Raw genomic sequence first — 15,423 nt, 5'->3', positions numbered from 1 at the left:
GTGCCGCTTCATGCAGACGCTGGTTGCAACACCGTGACTGTCATCATCCGCGAAAGCGGATGATCCAGTATTCCAGAGACCGTTGTTATAGAACCGATCCGTCCCGGCGTGCTGGATACCCGCCTTCGCGGGTATCACATTGCGCGTGACGCCCGGTCGTGCCGTCCCTCACATCGGGGTCACATCACTCCGGCCTCGTCCTCCTCGGCCCGTTCGATCAGTTCCTTCGTCACCAGCACCGGCGTGCGCGGGACCAGGAAGATCATGCTGCAGACGCAGGCCAGCGACAGCACGAGGATGGCCGACGTCAGCGGCAGCGTCGTCGCGTAATGGCCGCCCAGGTAGGCGCCGAGCTGCGAGGTCAGCGCGCCCACGCCCATCTGCAGGAAGCCCATCGCGCCGGACGCCGTGCCCGCCGCGCCCGGCCGCACGCTGATCGCGCCTGCCGCGGAGTTGGCCATGACCGCGGCATTGGCGAACATGAGCAGCATCTGCGTGCCGAACAGGACCGACGGGACCTGGTTGAGACCGAACAGGCTCCAGGTGAAGTTCAGCGCGGCGCCGGTGAGCTGCAGCCCCAGCCCGAACCAGATCAATCTGTCCAACGAATGCCGCGGCGCGTAGCGCACGCAGAACAGGTTGCCGACGAAATAAGCGAAGCCGGTGGTCGCAAACCACGCGCCATATTCCGCTGAGGAGCGGCCCATCTGGACTTCGACGATATAGGGCCCGCCGCCGGCGAAAGCGAAGATGATCTGTGACGCCAGCACCTGGCACAGCATGTAGCCGAGGAAGGCGCGGCTCTTGACGAGGGCCGCGACGTCGCGACGGAAGCTCGCACCTTCGACCCGGGTCGGGCGCGTTTCCGGCAGCGCCATCGTGACGGCGATCGCGACGGCAACCGAGACCGCGGCGACGACGTAGAAGATCGCATGCCAGCCGAACGCGATCTCGATCAGCCCGCCGGTGAGCGGCGACAGCATCTGCGCGATCATCATGACCGCGACGACGAGGCTGATCATCGCGCCGATGCGCTCGCGCGGATAGAGGTCGCGGATGATGGCGCGGCTGATCACCATGCCGCTGGCGCCGCCGAGCGCCTGAAAGAAGCGCGCCGCAATCAGCTGCGGCAGCGTCTCGGCGAAGATGCAGCCGAAGCTGGCGACGATCGACAGTGCGAGGCCGGCGAGCATCACCGGACGGCGGCCGAACCGGTCGGACAGCGGGCCCAGCAGCAGCTGCGAGATCGCGATGCCGATCATGTAGAACGACACCGTCATCTGCACGACCGAGGCGTCACGACCGAACGTGGTCGCGAGCAGCGGCAGCGCCGGCACCAGCAGGTACAGCGAGATCGGCGCCAGCCCGGTCATGACGACGAGGAGGATCAACAGCGTGCGCGATGGAACGGCACGCTGTGGCGTGGCCACCGGCGGTCTGCTGATCATGCCATGCATCGGGGGCGTCGCTCGTATAGTTTGGACCGGACCGACTGTAGCGACCTTCCACGTCACGGAAATGCCTGTTTCCGCATGAGCCCATACCGGGAGCGGGACAGTTGCAATCAGGATCGGCTATCACGCCGTCCGGCGTTTGCTCAGTCAGTATCCGGAGACGGCGATAGCTCACCAGCGGTCGTGAAGTTCGGTAGGGTGGGCAAAGCGGCCGCCGCTAGGCGGCAGCGTGCCCACCGTCTCTCAGCGGATTAGCCGCAACATGGTGGGCACGGCGCCACAGCGTCCTTGATCGAGGAGAGGGCAGGGCCGCGCCTTTGCCCACCCTACATTCCGTGGTCGGGTCGCTAGAGCGGCGCGGTCGCCTGATCGAGCCAGTGCTGGTCGGCTTCGTCCAGTGCCGGCCGAACGATCTCGGCGACTCTCGCATGATAGGCATCGAGCCAGGCCCGCTCGTCGGCACTCAGCATCGTCACGTCGATCAGCCGGCGATCGATCGGCGCCAAGGTCAGCGCCTCGAATCCGTTCATCGGCTTTTCGGCGCCGGCGATGTCCTTTGCCACCACCAGCTCGAGATTCTCGATGCGGATGCCGAAGGCGTCGGTCTTGTAGTAGCCGGGCTCGTTGGACAGGATCATGCCGCGCTTCAAGGGCGTGGTGCCGAGCTTCGAAATCCGCGCCGGCCCCTCATGCACCGACAGATAGCTGCCGACGCCGTGGCCGGTGCCGTGCTCGAAATCGATGCCGGCCTGCCACAGGAACTGCCGCGCCAGCGTGTCGAGCTGGGCGCCGGTGGCGCCGTCAGGAAACAGCGCGCGCGCGATCGCCAGATGACCGCGCAGCACGCGGGTGAAGCGGTCGCGCATTTCCTCGGTCGGCGAGCCCACGGCGATCGTGCGGGTGACGTCGGTGGTGCCGTCCTCATACTGCGCGCCGGAATCGATCAGCAGGAGATCGCCCGGCATGATGCGGCGGTTGCTCTTGCGGGTGACGCGATAATGCACGATGGCGCCGTTGGGGCCGGTGCCGGAGATCGTCGGGAACGAGACGTCCTTGAGCGCGCCGGTGTCGCGGCGAAAGCTTTCCAGCGCCTCCACGGCGTCGATCTCGGTCAGCGTGCCCTTGGGCGCCTCGCGATCGATCCAGGCCAGGAAGCGTGCCAGGGCCACGGCATCGCGCTGGTGCGCGCGGCGCGTGCCTTCGATCTCGATCGCGTTCTTGGCGGCCTTGAGCAGGCTGACCGGATCGGCGCCGCGCACCGGCTTGCCGCCCGCGCCCTGGATCAGCCGCGTCAGCGCATCCGCCGCCGTGGCGCTGTCCAGCGCAATGGCGGCACCGGATTGCGCGAGCTCCGTCAGGCGCGGCGTCAGCGCGTCCGGCTCCGCCACCTCGGCACATTGCTCGAGATGATCACGCGTGAGGTTCGAGAGCTTGCGGGAATCGATGAAGATCGTCGGCCGTCCGCTCTTCGGCACGACGGCGTAGGACAGCGGCAGCGGCGTGTGCGAGACATCGCTGCCGCGGATGTTGAAGGTCCATGCGACGTTGTGCGAATCCGACAGCACCAGCGCCTCGACGCCGAGCCGCTCGACCTCCTTGCGGATGCGATCGAGCTTGTCTGCCTCGCTCTCGCCGGACAATTCCGCGCCATGGATGGACACGGCGCCGAGCGGCGGCAGCGGGCGCTCGGTCCAGATGCTGTCGATCGGATTGGTGTCGACGGGCACGAGCTCGGCGCCCGCCTTGACGCAGGCGGCCGCGAAGCGCTCGGCCGCCGCCGTCGTATGCAGCCACGGATCGAAGCCGACCCGGTCGCCGCTCTGCAGATGGCCCGTCAGCCAGCTTTCCGGCGGCGGCTCGATCAGCGATTCCACCGTCCACGCCTTGCCATCGACCTGCTTGCCAGCCTGCAATGTGTAGCGGCCATCGACGAAGATCGCGGCGTGTTGCGGCAGCACGATCGCCAGCCCGGCCGAGCCGGTGAAGCCGCTCAGCCACGCCAGCCGTTCCTCGGACGGCGGCACATATTCATTCTGCTGCTGGTCCGCGCGCGGCACGATGAAGCCGGTGAGCCTGCGCCGCGCGAGTTCCTCGCGGAGAGCGGCCAGTCGTGCCGTCAGTGCGACACCGGTTTCGGGTTCTTCGAACGTCTGGAACAGGGCTTCGAACATGGGTCTCATACTTTAGGCTTGGGTCTCGTCTGCGGCAGATACTCGTCCAGCGAGCGGTGCAGTGCACGAAGAATCTCCTTGCATTCGCCGGTGCAAAAAGATTTGCTGTCATTTGCCGGTCATCCGAAAGAGATGCGGCGAGGAAACGTATGGATGTGTTGGCCATGATCGTAAAGATCGGCCACGGCCACACAATCCGGGGAGTGCCTCAACTCAATGGCGAGGGGATGCACGATGCCTGCTTTTACCTTTGAGAAATTGTCGGCGCCGACGCCACGCGCACCGGCCCCTGCACCCGTCGAGAAACCGCGCAGCGCGCTGGCCGATCTCGTCAACCGTCTCGTCGAACCACGGCTTCGGCGTCCTCGTGACAAGTCGGATCCGGGCGCGCAACAAGGCCAGCCCAAGACGTAGACCTCCGCAGTTTTCGCCCTCCGCAGTTTTCGCCATCCCGTTGACACGAGCCGGTTTGCAGCCTCCGGCCGACAGCTTCGGTCCATCGCCTCGAGCTAGTTCCGCTGTTATTCTCTCTTCTGCAGCAACAGGCTGCTCCAGCCCTCGATTATCAGATGCCGGACCGGAACCAGGCCGCGTGCGCGATACGCGGCGAGGACGCCGCGCGCCTGCGGGGTCAACAGGCCGGACAGGATTACATAGGCGCCCCGCGCGAGGTGGCGCTGCATCGGTGCCGCCAGCTGCCGCAGCGGATTGGCGAGAATGTTCGCCAGCACCAGGTCGAATGGGCCGGCTTCGGCAAATTCCGCCGCCGCAAAGCCGGTGGCGCGGATCACCTGAACCAGCGGGCCTGCGCCGTTGAGCCGGGCATTGTCCCGCGCGACCTTCACGGACGGCGCATCGATGTCGCTGGCCAGCACGGACCGGTGGGTCGCCTTGGCGGCCGCGATCGCGAGCACGCCCGTGCCGGTGCCGAGGTCCAGCACCCGCTGCGGCGCCTGACGCTTCAGGACGTGGTCGAGCAGCAGCAGGCAGCCGCGGGTGGTGCCGTGATGGCCGGTGCCGAAAGCAAGCGCCGCCTCGATCTCGATGCCGAGCTTGTTGGCCGGCACGCGTGGCCGGTCGTGCGCGCCGTGAACCATGAAGCGTCCGGCCGGCACGGGGACGAGGTCGTCCAGACTGGCCTTGACCCAGTCCCTGGCTTCGACCACGTCGAACGTCAGGCTCTCGGCCGCCTCGAGGCCGGCCGCCCCTCCGACGAGCTCGCGCACCAGCGCCTGGTCAGGCGGGTCGGCGAAATGCACGGTGACGTCCCATAGCCCGTCCGGGCGCTCGAAGGCGGCTACTGCCGCATCCCCCTCGAAAAACACCTCGGTCAGGACATCCACCGCCGGGCGCGCGGTCGCTTCATCGGCGACAGTGAAGCTCGCTTTGTGGGTCGCAGGCGGCAGGGCTGATGTCATCTGGATCGATCCGGGCTCATTTTGACGGCGTGGTTAAGCAATCTCACCGCCAGTGCAAGCTCTTAGAACGGAACCTGCCGATTCGACGCAGCTTTCGGTTGTTATTTCCGGTCGAGACCATGCATTTAAAAGTTGCACGGGAATTGCCGCAAAAAGTGCGAAGAGTTGAAAAGGCCTGATTATACCAACCTTAGGTTCTTACCTCCTACAGTTCCGGCCATGGGAACCGAACCCATCTTGGTTCCTGGGTTGGGAAACGAGGTAGAGATGAAGACCATTGTCTTGAAGTTTTTGCGCAATGAATCCGGCGCCACCGCCATTGAATACGGCTTGATCGCAGCCGGCATTTCGCTGGCGATCATCGCGGCGGTCAACGGACTGGGCAGCTCGATGAGCAGCAAGTTCGATTCGATCAACTCCTCCCTCAAGTAATCTGCCTTCCGAAGCGGCGTTCTCGAAGGACCGGGCCGCTGTGCCCGGTTTTTTCGTTCAGCCGGACGTTTGCCGCCGGTCCACAATGTCTCGACCGGTTGCGCACAGCCTTCCACACGGTTTTCCCACAGCCTGCAGGACGGGTTATGCACGGCTTTCTGACAGAGCTGCTGACAGCCTGTCCACCGGCTGTCCTCAGTTGAACAGGGCGCGTTCGTCGGCCAGGATCGCCTGTGCGGCGTTGTGGCCGGGCGCCCCGGTGACGCCGCCGCCGGGGTGGCTGCCGGCGCCGCAATGATACAGACCCTTGAGCGGTGAGCGGTAATCGGCATGCCCCAGCATCGGGCGGGCCGAGAACAGCTGGTTCAGGGTCAGCGCGCCATGGAAGATGTCGCCGCCGAGCAGGCCGAACTGCCGCTCGAGGTCGAGCGGCGACAGCACCTGCCGGCCAAGGACGCTGGCCGCAAATCCCGGGGCGTAGCGATCGACGGTCGCGATCATCAGGTCGGCGACCTCGTCGCGATGATCGTCCCAGGAGCGGCCGTCAGGCAGCTCCGGCGCGACATGCTGGCAGAACAGGCTGGCGACGTGCTGCCCCGGAGGCCCAAGCGTCGCATCCAGCGTGGAGGGGATCAGCAGCTCGACGACGGGATCGCGGCTCCAGCCTTGGGCGCGGGCATCCAGATAGGCCTGGTCCATGTAGCCGAGGCTGGGCGCCAGGATAATCCCGGCCGAGAGATGATCGCCTTCGCCCGGCAGGGCGTTGAACGAGGGCAGACGGCTCAGCGCCACGTTCATGCGGAACGTTCCCGACCCGTTGCGCCAGTTGCGGATCCTGCCCAGGAACGCCGCGGGCAGGGCGCCCTCCGGGACCAGCCGCGTATAGAGCAGCTTGGGATTGACGTTGGCGACGACATAACGGGCGCGAAGGGTGCGGCCGTTCTCCAGCACGACGCCTGTGGCGCGGTCGCGCTCGACGATCACCTCGCGGACGCCCGAGTCCACCTCGATCAGTGTCCCCAGCTCCTTCAGGGCGCGCGCCATGGCCTGCGTGATCGCGCCCATGCCGCCGATGGCGTGGCCCCAGACGCCCTTCTTGCCGTTCACCTCGCCGAAGGCGTGATGCAGCATCACATAGGCCGAGCCGGCGGCGTAGGGGCTGGCAAAATTGCCGACGATGGCGTCGAATCCGAACAGCGCCTTCACCAGGTCGGTCTCGAAGATCTCATCCAGCATCTCGCCGGCCGAGCGCGTGAACAGGTCGAGCAGGTCGCGCTGCTGCTCCAGCGACAGCGCCCGCAGCGTGTTGGCGGTGCCGAGCGCGTTGAACGTCTCGCGGATCGCGGCGAAGCCGAATTGAGGAACGAGATTCGGCGGCGCCCGCAGCACCAGGCTGCGCAGCACATCCGCAATCGCCTCCAGCCGCGCCGAGAATGGGCCGATCGCCTCCGCGTCGCGCCCGCTGAGACGCGCGACGGATCCGTGCGTGCGGCCCTCGCCGGTCAGGAGATAGCGGCCATCGGGGGCGGGAAGAAAATTCTGCGCGCGGCGCTCGACGATCTCAAGGCCATGGTCGTGCAGCCGGAGGTCGGTGATCACGCGCGGATTGAGCAGGCTCACCGTGTAGGACGCGACCGAGTTGCGGAAGCCGGGATGAAATTCCTCCGTGACGGCGGCGCCCCCGACGACGTTGCGGCGCTCGACCACATGCACCCGCAGGCCCGCCATCGCGAGATAGGCCGCGCAGGTCAGGCCGTTATGGCCTGCACCGATGATGATGACGTCGGTTTCGTTCATGTCCGCTTCAAAAAGCCCTGATTAATGACCGAAGCTGCCTGTCGTTCGGGAACCTCGCCTCGTGCTGTCGCCCCGGAGCGGCGCCGCGTCAAGGGGAACTCGGTTTTGCCGCAGCTGCTCGCCATACCGCCCTTCGATCCGCTATGTGTCGTCTGCACGTCGCGGTCTGGCCTGCTCACCTGACGCCGGCCGCGCCGCTGCTGGAGTTGTCATGACCTCAATCGCCTCGTCCGCCGCCGTCGCTCAGCCCTCCGCCGCCCGCAACCGGCTGGTCCTCGTCGTCTATACCGCCGCGATCTTCGTCAGCGCGCTGCTGCTGTTCTCGGTGCAGCCGCTGTTCACCAAGATGGTGCTGCCGCGGCTCGGCGGTTCGCCGGCGGTGTGGTCGGTGGCGATGGTGTTCTTCCAGGCGCTGCTGCTCGCCGGCTATGCGTATGCGCATGTCCTCACCCAGCTGCGCAGCCGGGTGATCCCGATCGCGATCCATCTGCTGCTGCTCGGCTTCGCGCTGCTCAGCCTGCCGCTGTCGATCGCGGGCCATTGGGGCGATCCGCCGACATCGGGCTATGCGCTCTGGCTGCTCGGCCTGTTCGCGGCGTCGATCGGCCTGCCGTTCTTCGCGCTCGCCGCCAACAATCCGCTGCTGCAGGCCTGGTTCGTCCGCACCGGTCACCCGGCCGGGCCTGATCCGTACTTCCTCTATGCGTCGTCGAACATCGGCAGCTTCCTGGCGCTGCTGTCCTATCCGCTCGTGATCGAGCCGATCTTCAGCCTGCGCGTGCAGAACCTGATCTGGACCGGCGGGTATGGCGTGCTGATCGCGCTGATCGCCGGCTGTGGCGTGCTGCTGCTGCGCTCCCCCGTCACCGTTGCCAGTCTGCTGCAAGCCGATGACAGCGCCGCGCGCGCGCCGCGCTGGCTGCTGCGCCTGCGCTGGATCTTCCTGGCCGCCGTGCCCTCGGGTCTCCTGATCGCAGTGACCGCGCACATCTCGACCGACGTCGCGGCCGCGCCGCTGCTGTGGGTGCTGCCGCTGTCGCTCTATTTGCTCACCTGGGTGCTGGTGTTCCAGTCGCGCCCGCTGCTGCCGCACAAATGGATGCTGGCGCTGCAGCCGGTCGCGATCGCCGGCGTTGTCGTGCTGCTCGCCTTCGGCGGCGAGCAGAATCTCGCGCTCACGCTCGGCGGCCATCAGCTGTGCTTCTTCCTGATCGCGATGGCCTGTCATGGCGAGCTCGCGCGCACGCGCCCGCCGGCGAAATATCTCACCGGCTTCTACGTCGCGCTGTCGTTCGGCGGCATGGTCGGCGGCCTGTTCGCCGGGCTGATCGCGCCCTACACCTTCTCGTGGGTCGCGGAATATCCGATCCTGCTCGCGCTGGCGGCGCTGTGCCGCCCGGCGGTCACCGAGCGGCTGCCGCAGCTCACGCGCTGGTACTGGATCGCGCTGGCTGGCATCGCAATTGCGCTGCTGGTGCCGGCCGGCATGACCGGCAAGGTCACGGCCTATCTCGAGGATCATCGCGTCTATGTCGCCGGCGCGGTAGGCGTGCTCGGGGCGCTGCTCGCGCTGCTGCTCAACGGCGGCCGCTGGAAGCTGTTCGCGACCGCGGCGCTCGCGCTGATCCTGATCCGCGCCTATCCGGCCGACGACGGCCGCGTCGAGACGGTGCGCAGCTTCTTCGGCGTGCACAAGATCGTGGTGACCTCCGATGGCCACTATCACGTGCTGATGCACGGCACGACGATCCATGGCGCGCAGAAATATCTCAACGCCGACGGCTCCAAGGTCACCGGCCGGCCCGAGCCGATCACCTACTACCACAAGGATGGCGGCATCGGCCGCGCCATCAGCGCGATCCGCGAGCGCAAGGGCGCGCCGCTCAAGGTCGCCGTGATCGGCGTCGGTGCCGGCACGCTGACCTGCGCGGCCGAGCCCGGCGAGAGCTGGAGCTATTTCGAGATCGACCAGACCATGGTCGATACCGCCAGCGATCCGAAATATTTCAGCTACATCAGGAACTGCGCGCCTGATTTCAAGCCGGTCATCGGTGATGCCCGGCTGACCTTCGCCAAGGAGCCGGACGGCGCCTATGACCTGATCATCGTCGATGCCTATTCGTCGGATGCGATTCCGATTCATCTCGCGACCGAGGAGGCGATGGCGATCTACAAGGCCAAGCTGGCGCCGCAGGGCGCTGTCGTCATGCACGTCTCCAACCGCCATCTCGAGCTGGAGAGCGTCGTCGTCGGCATCGCCGACGCCAATGACATGAAGAGCTGGGTCTATAACGAGGACTCCGGCCGCGACGACGAGTACATCTTCTCGACCGACGTCGTGATCAGCGCGCGCGAGGAGGCCGATGTCGGCAAGCTCGCATCCTCGGACAAATGGACCGAGACCGAGCCGACCGATGGCGAGCGGGTCTGGACCGACGATTATTCCAACATTCTCGGCGCGGTGTACCGGCGGCTGCGCGACGGCGAGTAGCGGGCGAGATCGCGCGTCCGTTGCGGGCTTGTCCGCTCGACCAGCGTGGCCAGGAATGCACGAGGCCGTGCGGCCGGGGTGTATGAATCAAGAGGTGCGTGCCTCGCCTGGGCGCGAGCTTGGGTTGCATTGCGGCATCAATCACCAAGGCATGCGGCCTCTCAGTCGAGCTTGCGGCATCGCAAAATGCTGCATTTTCGTGCTTTCTGCGCGGGCGTCTGTTGCGTGCCTGTCATGACCATGCTACCTTGAGGTGCGCCCCTCATCTGGGCGCCGGCGCGGCAAATCTCAGTTGATCTCAGCGACGACGGGCGGTTCGATCTCGCTTTCCGGAGCGAAACCATCGCTCGATGCTGTCCAGACTTGGAGATGCTGTCCTGTCCCGGCGGGAGCCTCTGCTCTCGGGCAAGACTGTCTTTCGTGCGTAGAAAAATGCCGGCCGCATCAAAGCGCCGGCTTCAAATGGGAGGGGTTCGATGAAGCGTCTTTGGATTGCCGGTGCGTCTGCGTTGTTGTCGATGGCGCTCGGTGTCGGCTCGGCGGCGGCCGCAGACAAGAAGGTGCTCGCCTTCGTGGTCAATGGTGCGTCCGATTTCTGGAAGATCGCCGAGGCCGGCGTGAAGAAGGCGCAGGGCGAACTGCCCAATTACAGCCTTCAGCTCAAATATCCCGAGCAGGCCGCAGCCGCCGTGCAGCAGCGGATGCTCGATGACCTCGTCGCAGCCGGCGCCGCCGGAATCATGGTGAGCGCGGTCGATCCGAAGAACCAGACCGAGCACCTCAACAAGGTCGCCGCCCAGACCGTGCTCTTCACCACCGACAGCGACGCTCCGCAATCGAAGCGCATCGCCTATATCGGCTCCTCGAACACCGAGCTCGGCAAGGACGCCGGCAAGCTGATGCTCAAGGCGCTGCCGAACGGCGGCAAATGCGTCGGCTTCGTCGGCCTGCCCGGCGCCGACAATGCGCGCGAGCGCATCGAAGGCGTGAAGGAGACCATCAAGGGCTCCAAGGTCGAGCTGGTCGACGTCCGCGGCGACGAGATCGACCAGACCCGCGCCAAGCGCAATGTCGAGGACATCCTGGCCAAGATGCCCGATGTCAGCTGTCTCGTCGGCTTCTACTCCTACAACACGCCGCGCATCTACGAGGTGTTGAAGGAGGCCGGCAAGCTCGACAAGATCAAGATCATCGGCTTCGACGAGGATCCGATCACGCTCGGCGGCGTCAACGAGGGCAGCATCGTCGGCACCGTGGTGCAGCAGCCGTTCGAGTGGGGCTATCAGGGCATGAAGCTGATGGCGAAAGCCATCGAAGGCGACAAGTCCGGAATTCCGGCGAATGGCATCATCATCGTGCCCGGCAAGGTCATCGACAAATCGAATGTCGCCGACTTCATGGGCCAGATGAAGCAGATGCTGCAGAAGTAGAAGACGTAAGGGAGCGCCGGCACTGCCCCCAGTCCGGCCCTCGAAAGCAACCCAACCGGCGGATGATCTCCGCCGGTTGGGTTTGCGATCGGTCCCGTCCCGCTGGCGACGTCGGTCCTGAATGCAGCCCCATATGGCAGAGCCGTTTCTCGAACTGGTCGACATCAGCAAGATCTATCCCGGCGTGGTCGCGCTCGACCACGTCAGCTTCTCTGTTGCGCCCGGCGAGGTGATCGCGCTGGTCGGCGAGAATGGCGCGGGAAAATCGACCTTGATGCGCGTGCTCGGCGGCGTCGTCGAGCCGAGCGGCGGTTTCATCCGGGTCGACGGAAGCGAGCGGCGGACGCTGAGCGTCACGGATGCGATCAAGGCCGGGATCGCCTTCGTCCACCAGGAGCTCAACCTGTTCGACAATCTGGACGTTGCCGCCAACGTCTTCATCGGCCGCGAGCCGGTCTTTGGCGGCCCGTTGAAACTGATCGATCGCAAGCGGCTCCACGCCAAGGTGCAGCCGCTGCTCGCACGCCTGGGGGCGGACTTCGCCGCCGATGCGCCATTGGCCTCGCTGTCGCTGGCCCAGCGCCAGCTGGTCGAGATCATCAAGGCGCTGTCGCTCGATGCCCGCCTCGTCATCATGGACGAGCCGACCTCCAGCCTGACCTTGACCGAGACGGACCGGCTGATGCAGGTGATCGCCGGCCTGAAGGCGGAGGGCGTCAGCGTCATCTTCATCACGCACCGGCTGAACGAGGTGCAGCAATGCGCCGATCGCGCGATGGTGCTGCGCGACGGGCGCATGGTCGGCGCGCTGGCGCGCTCCGAGCTCACGCCGGCGGCGATGATCCGGCTGATGATCGGGCGCGATCTCAAATCGCTCTACGTGCCGCCGGCAGCGCCTCCGGGCGACACCGTGCTCGACATCGTCGACGCCGTCACCGAGACCTATCCGGGGCGGGTCGTCAGCCTCCAGCTCCGTCGCGGCGAAATCCTCGGTCTTGCCGGGCTGGTCGGCTCCGGCCGCACCGAGCTTGCGCGCGCGGTGTTCGGCGTCGATCCGCTTCGGGGCGGCGCGATCCAGCTGGACGGCGTGCCGATCCACATCGCCACGCCGCGCGCGGCGATCGCGCACGGCATCTATTTGATTCCGGAGGACCGCAAGGCCTGCGGCCTGCTGCTCGACCTCTCGATCGCCGAGAACATCTCGCTGCCCGACCTCGCATCCTATTTGCGCTGGTTCCTGGTGGACACCGAGCGCGAGACGGGGAATGCGAACGCGCTGCGCGAGCGCCTCAAGATCCGCGCACCGGACGTGGCGACCTTGGCCGCAGCGCTGTCCGGCGGCAATCAGCAGAAGGTCGTGCTCGCCAAATGGCTGTCGATGCGGCCGCGCGTCCTGATCTTCGACGAGCCGACCCGCGGCGTCGATGTCGGGGCCAAGCAGGAGATCTACGACATGCTGCGTCGCCTGACAGATGCCGGCGTGGCCATCCTGATGATCTCGAGCGACATGGAGGAGGTGATCGGGGTGAGCGACCGGATTGCGGTGATGCACGAGGGCGCGATTTCAGGCTTTCTGGAGCGCAGCGAGTTCAGCGAACACCATGTGCTGAAGCTTGCCGTGGGCGAAACGATCGAGGTGAGGGACCGTGCGTAAGAAAGATCTGAGCCTGCTGGTCCTGATTCTGGTGGTCGGCACGGTCGTCGCCCTCATCAACCCGCGTTTCCTGTACGCCGGCAACCTGTCGAACACCGCCAACCAGATCGGGATGTTCGGCATCTTCTCCATCGCGGAAGCCTGCGTCATCATCATCGGCGGCATCGAGCTGTCGGTCGGCTCGGTGATCGCGCTGCTCGGCGTGCTGTTCATCGACCTGATCGTCAACCATGACGTCAACTGGATGCTGGCCCTCGCGCTGATCATCGCAGGCGGACTTGCGATCGGGGCCGCGCACGGCACGCTGGTCACCAAGATGAAGATCCAGCCCTTCGTGGTGACGCTGTGCGGGCTTTTGATCTATCGCGGCGCGGCGCGCTACTACACGGAGGATGCCACCGCCGGGTTCGGTTTTGGCGCCAGCTTCCCGATGCTCGAATGGCTGGCGACGGGCCGGACCAACGTGCTCGGCTTTCCGCTGCCGCACAGCGTGGTGGCGCTGGCGATCGTCACCACGATCGCCTGGGTGGTGCTGCATCGCTCGGTGTTCGGCCGCTACCTCTACGCGGTCGGCAAGAACGAGGAGGCGGCGCGCTATTCCGGCATCCGCTCCGATCGCGTCGTGATCGCAGCCTATGTGATCTGCGGCGGGTTGACGGCACTCGCCGCGGTCCTCATCGCGATGTACACCCGCTCGATCTCACCGGCCGTCCATGGCTCGTTCTACGAGCTGTACGCGATTGCGGCGGCCGTGCTCGGCGGCTGCTCGCTGCGCGGCGGCGAAGGCTCGGTCATCGGCGTCGTGCTCGGCACGATCCTGCTGCAGGTGCTGCAGAACCTGGTCAACCTGCTCGGAATTCCTAGCTCGTTGAATTTCGCCGTGATGGGGACGGTCATCCTGATCGGCGTGCTGGCCGACCAGTATCTCGTGCAGCGGCGCAAGCATGTGCCGGTCGCGCGGGGCCAGGCCGCCGCCGATCCGGCGTCGGCGACCCTGGAGCGCGCCAGCGCCGAATGAGCTGATTTGCATTGTGCTGCTGATGGGGGCCGCGAGGACGGGTCCTCATCAGGCTTCAGGCGGGATCAGTCCTGGTAGGTATAAAAGCCGCGCGGCTGGTAAGAGGGCCGCGGCTGGTAGTAACGTGGCTGCGCATAACTCGGATTGCTGCTGTCGTAGTAGTATTGTGGCTGCTGCTGCTGGGGATAGGCCTGCGCGTCATAAACGCGGCGTGCGCCGCGCGGCGCCGGATAGCGGACGCCATTATCGCTGCCATCAGCCGGATAGATGTAGCCGTCATCCGGGCGCTGCTGCGGCGGGACGGCCTGCCGGCCCGGCAGCAATTGCGGCTGTGGCGTCAGCACCACCGGCTCACCATTGTCGTCATACTGCTGCTGCGGCACCTCGCGGCGCGCGACCGCCGTGCCGCGGCGCGGATTGCGCGCCAGCGCCACCTCAGCCGATCCGGTCAAGGTGACCGTGGTGTTGAGCACGCCATCCTTCTGCACGAGGTCGTAGAGCGTCGTGGCGTTCGCCTTCGACAGCCGGACACAGCCGTGGGAGGCTGGCGTGCCCAGCCGGCCCTCCGAATCGGTGCCATGGATCGCATGCCCGACCTTGGTGAAGAAGATCGAGTGCGGCATCGGCGCGTCGTCGAATTCCTTGGAGTAGTGATCGGCTTCCATGCGGAAGGCCCGGAAGGTCCCGCTCGGCGTCTCGCGCGAGGGGATGCCGCTGGACACCGGCCAGCGATAGCGCTCCACGCCATCGACGGCGACGGTCATGATCTGGTTGTTCTTGTCGACGGTAATGTCGATCTTCGCCAGAGCCGGGGTGGCGAACAGCAGGGCAAAACCGGCAACTGCAAAATGAATGGTACGCATCTAACCTCTGGCCTCCAGGCCCTCGACTTTGCCGAGACCTCAGAACTGGATTTCGAAACCGCTGTGGATCATCGTCGGGGCCTGCACTATGTCGGAAATGCCCGCTTTGTTCCAGCCAAGGGCGGCTTCAACCTTAATGGCCGGCGCCGCCGGGGCAAAGGCGCAGGGGCGTTCATCGGGGGTGACATTTTCGCGACTGGCTCGCGACCGGTCGACGTCGGCCGCCGGTGTTTAGGACCTCTCTAATCCGCCCGAATTGTCGGGGCCGCGCAACTTTTTGGCCGCATCTGCGTTTCAGACATTCCTCCATGCGGTTCCCAGGATTCAAAATGTTGACGATGAAGGCCAAGACGGCGGTGCTCGACGACCGGGCCCCGCAGCGACTGACCTATCTGCTCGCAGCGCTCGCTCTGCTGTTTCTCGCACTGGCCTGGCTGGCGCTTCCGCAATTCGCCCATGCCCAGGGCATCATCCGCGGCGCCCATGAGGGCGCTCATGAAGGCAACCGGATCGCAGGTCCCGTAGGAGGCGTGGTCGGAGGGGCGGTCGGTGCCGGTGTCGGCGGCGTGGTTGGCGGCGTCGAGGGCGTCCTCGGCATTCCGCACCGCTCCTATTACCACCGCCATTATCATTGCCGCGGCTATCGCGACGGCTACGGGCACTTCCACTGCGCCCGCTGAGCCGATGATGGCAAC

General features: G+C 65.9%; 11 protein-coding genes. 6 read left to right on the top strand and 5 right to left on the bottom strand.

The features are described 5' to 3' along the window. Positions 1–179 precede the first annotated feature (179 nt). The 3 genes from QQL87_RS22180 to QQL87_RS22170 all read right to left on the bottom strand — a co-directional run bounded on the left by QQL87_RS22180 (position 180) and on the right by QQL87_RS22170 (position 5,043). On the bottom strand, positions 180–1,457 hold the full coding sequence (locus QQL87_RS22180) for a multidrug effflux MFS transporter (protein ID WP_284420836.1): 1,278 nt from the start codon (positions 1,455–1,457) through the stop codon (positions 180–182). Positions 1,458–1,801: 344 nt separating this feature from the next. After that, entirely contained in the window at positions 1,802–3,625 is a 1,824-nt protein-coding gene (locus tag QQL87_RS22175; RefSeq protein ID WP_284420786.1) for an aminopeptidase P family protein, read from the bottom strand. A 521-nt stretch (positions 3,626–4,146) separates the two neighbouring features. Then, complete coding sequence (locus QQL87_RS22170) at positions 4,147–5,043, bottom strand: 50S ribosomal protein L11 methyltransferase (RefSeq protein WP_284420785.1); 897 nt, start codon at positions 5,041–5,043, stop codon at positions 4,147–4,149. A gap of 267 nt (positions 5,044–5,310) precedes the next feature. On the opposite strand from QQL87_RS22170, the gene QQL87_RS22165 reads away from it, so the two are divergent. After that, complete coding sequence (locus QQL87_RS22165; RefSeq protein WP_284420835.1) at positions 5,311–5,475, top strand: Flp family type IVb pilin; 165 nt, start codon at positions 5,311–5,313, stop codon at positions 5,473–5,475. A gap of 195 nt (positions 5,476–5,670) precedes the next feature. Here the strand turns inward: QQL87_RS22165 and QQL87_RS22160 are convergent, their stop codons facing one another. Then, positions 5,671–7,272, bottom strand: a complete 1,602-nt coding sequence (locus QQL87_RS22160) for a phytoene desaturase family protein (RefSeq protein WP_284420784.1) — start codon at positions 7,270–7,272, stop codon at positions 5,671–5,673. Between the two features lie 211 nt (positions 7,273–7,483). Between QQL87_RS22160 and QQL87_RS22155 the strand changes: the two genes are divergently transcribed. From QQL87_RS22155 to QQL87_RS22140, 4 genes are all read left to right on the top strand, one after another. After that, complete coding sequence (locus QQL87_RS22155) at positions 7,484–9,763, top strand: spermidine synthase (RefSeq protein ID WP_284420783.1); 2,280 nt, start codon at positions 7,484–7,486, stop codon at positions 9,761–9,763. Between the two features lie 476 nt (positions 9,764–10,239). Then, positions 10,240–11,193 carry a sugar-binding protein gene (locus QQL87_RS22150; protein WP_284420782.1) on the top strand — a complete coding sequence of 318 codons (954 nt, stop codon included), beginning with the start codon at positions 10,240–10,242 and terminating at the stop codon, positions 11,191–11,193. 133 nt (positions 11,194–11,326) lie between these two features. Further along, positions 11,327–12,847, top strand: coding sequence for a sugar ABC transporter ATP-binding protein (locus QQL87_RS22145; RefSeq protein ID WP_284420781.1), 1,521 nt, complete (start codon positions 11,327–11,329; stop codon positions 12,845–12,847). Beyond that, positions 12,840–13,865 carry an ABC transporter permease gene (locus QQL87_RS22140; RefSeq protein WP_284420780.1) on the top strand — a complete coding sequence of 342 codons (1,026 nt, stop codon included), beginning with the start codon at positions 12,840–12,842 and terminating at the stop codon, positions 13,863–13,865. Before QQL87_RS22145 ends, QQL87_RS22140 begins: the two co-directional genes overlap by 8 nt. Positions 13,866–13,930: 65 nt before the next feature. Here the strand turns inward: QQL87_RS22140 and QQL87_RS22135 are convergent, their stop codons facing one another. Continuing rightward, positions 13,931–14,728 carry a L,D-transpeptidase gene (locus QQL87_RS22135; protein WP_284420779.1) on the bottom strand — a complete coding sequence of 266 codons (798 nt, stop codon included), beginning with the start codon at positions 14,726–14,728 and terminating at the stop codon, positions 13,931–13,933. Between the two features lie 329 nt (positions 14,729–15,057). Here QQL87_RS22135 and QQL87_RS22130 point away from each other — a divergent pair, with 329 nt between their 5' ends. Continuing rightward, positions 15,058–15,408, top strand: coding sequence for a hypothetical protein (locus QQL87_RS22130; RefSeq protein ID WP_284420778.1), 351 nt, complete (start codon positions 15,058–15,060; stop codon positions 15,406–15,408). The last annotated feature ends 15 nt before the right edge of the window (positions 15,409–15,423 follow it).

The sequence above is a fragment of the Bradyrhizobium sp. SSBR45G genome, from assembly GCF_030159255.1.
GTDB lineage: Bacteria > Pseudomonadota > Alphaproteobacteria > Rhizobiales > Xanthobacteraceae > Bradyrhizobium.
This window is presented reverse-complemented; position numbering and strand designations above follow the sequence as displayed.

Coding starts and splice junctions, on each gene's coding strand:
- QQL87_RS22175 (WP_284420786.1), bottom strand. CDS start 3,625: ATGTTCGAAGCCCTGTTCCAGACGTTCGAAGAACCCGAAACCGGTGTC.
- QQL87_RS22165 (WP_284420835.1), top strand. CDS start 5,311: ATGAAGACCATTGTCTTGAAGTTTTTGCGCAATGAATCCGGCGCCACC.
- QQL87_RS22145 (WP_284420781.1), top strand. CDS start 11,327: ATGGCAGAGCCGTTTCTCGAACTGGTCGACATCAGCAAGATCTATCCC.
- QQL87_RS22170 (WP_284420785.1), bottom strand. CDS start 5,043: ATGACATCAGCCCTGCCGCCTGCGACCCACAAAGCGAGCTTCACTGTC.
- QQL87_RS22155 (WP_284420783.1), top strand. CDS start 7,484: ATGACCTCAATCGCCTCGTCCGCCGCCGTCGCTCAGCCCTCCGCCGCC.
- QQL87_RS22130 (WP_284420778.1), top strand. CDS start 15,058: ATGTTGACGATGAAGGCCAAGACGGCGGTGCTCGACGACCGGGCCCCG.
- QQL87_RS22160 (WP_284420784.1), bottom strand. CDS start 7,272: ATGAACGAAACCGACGTCATCATCATCGGTGCAGGCCATAACGGCCTG.
- QQL87_RS22150 (WP_284420782.1), top strand. CDS start 10,240: ATGAAGCGTCTTTGGATTGCCGGTGCGTCTGCGTTGTTGTCGATGGCG.
- QQL87_RS22180 (WP_284420836.1), bottom strand. CDS start 1,457: ATGCATGGCATGATCAGCAGACCGCCGGTGGCCACGCCACAGCGTGCC.
- QQL87_RS22135 (WP_284420779.1), bottom strand. CDS start 14,728: ATGCGTACCATTCATTTTGCAGTTGCCGGTTTTGCCCTGCTGTTCGCC.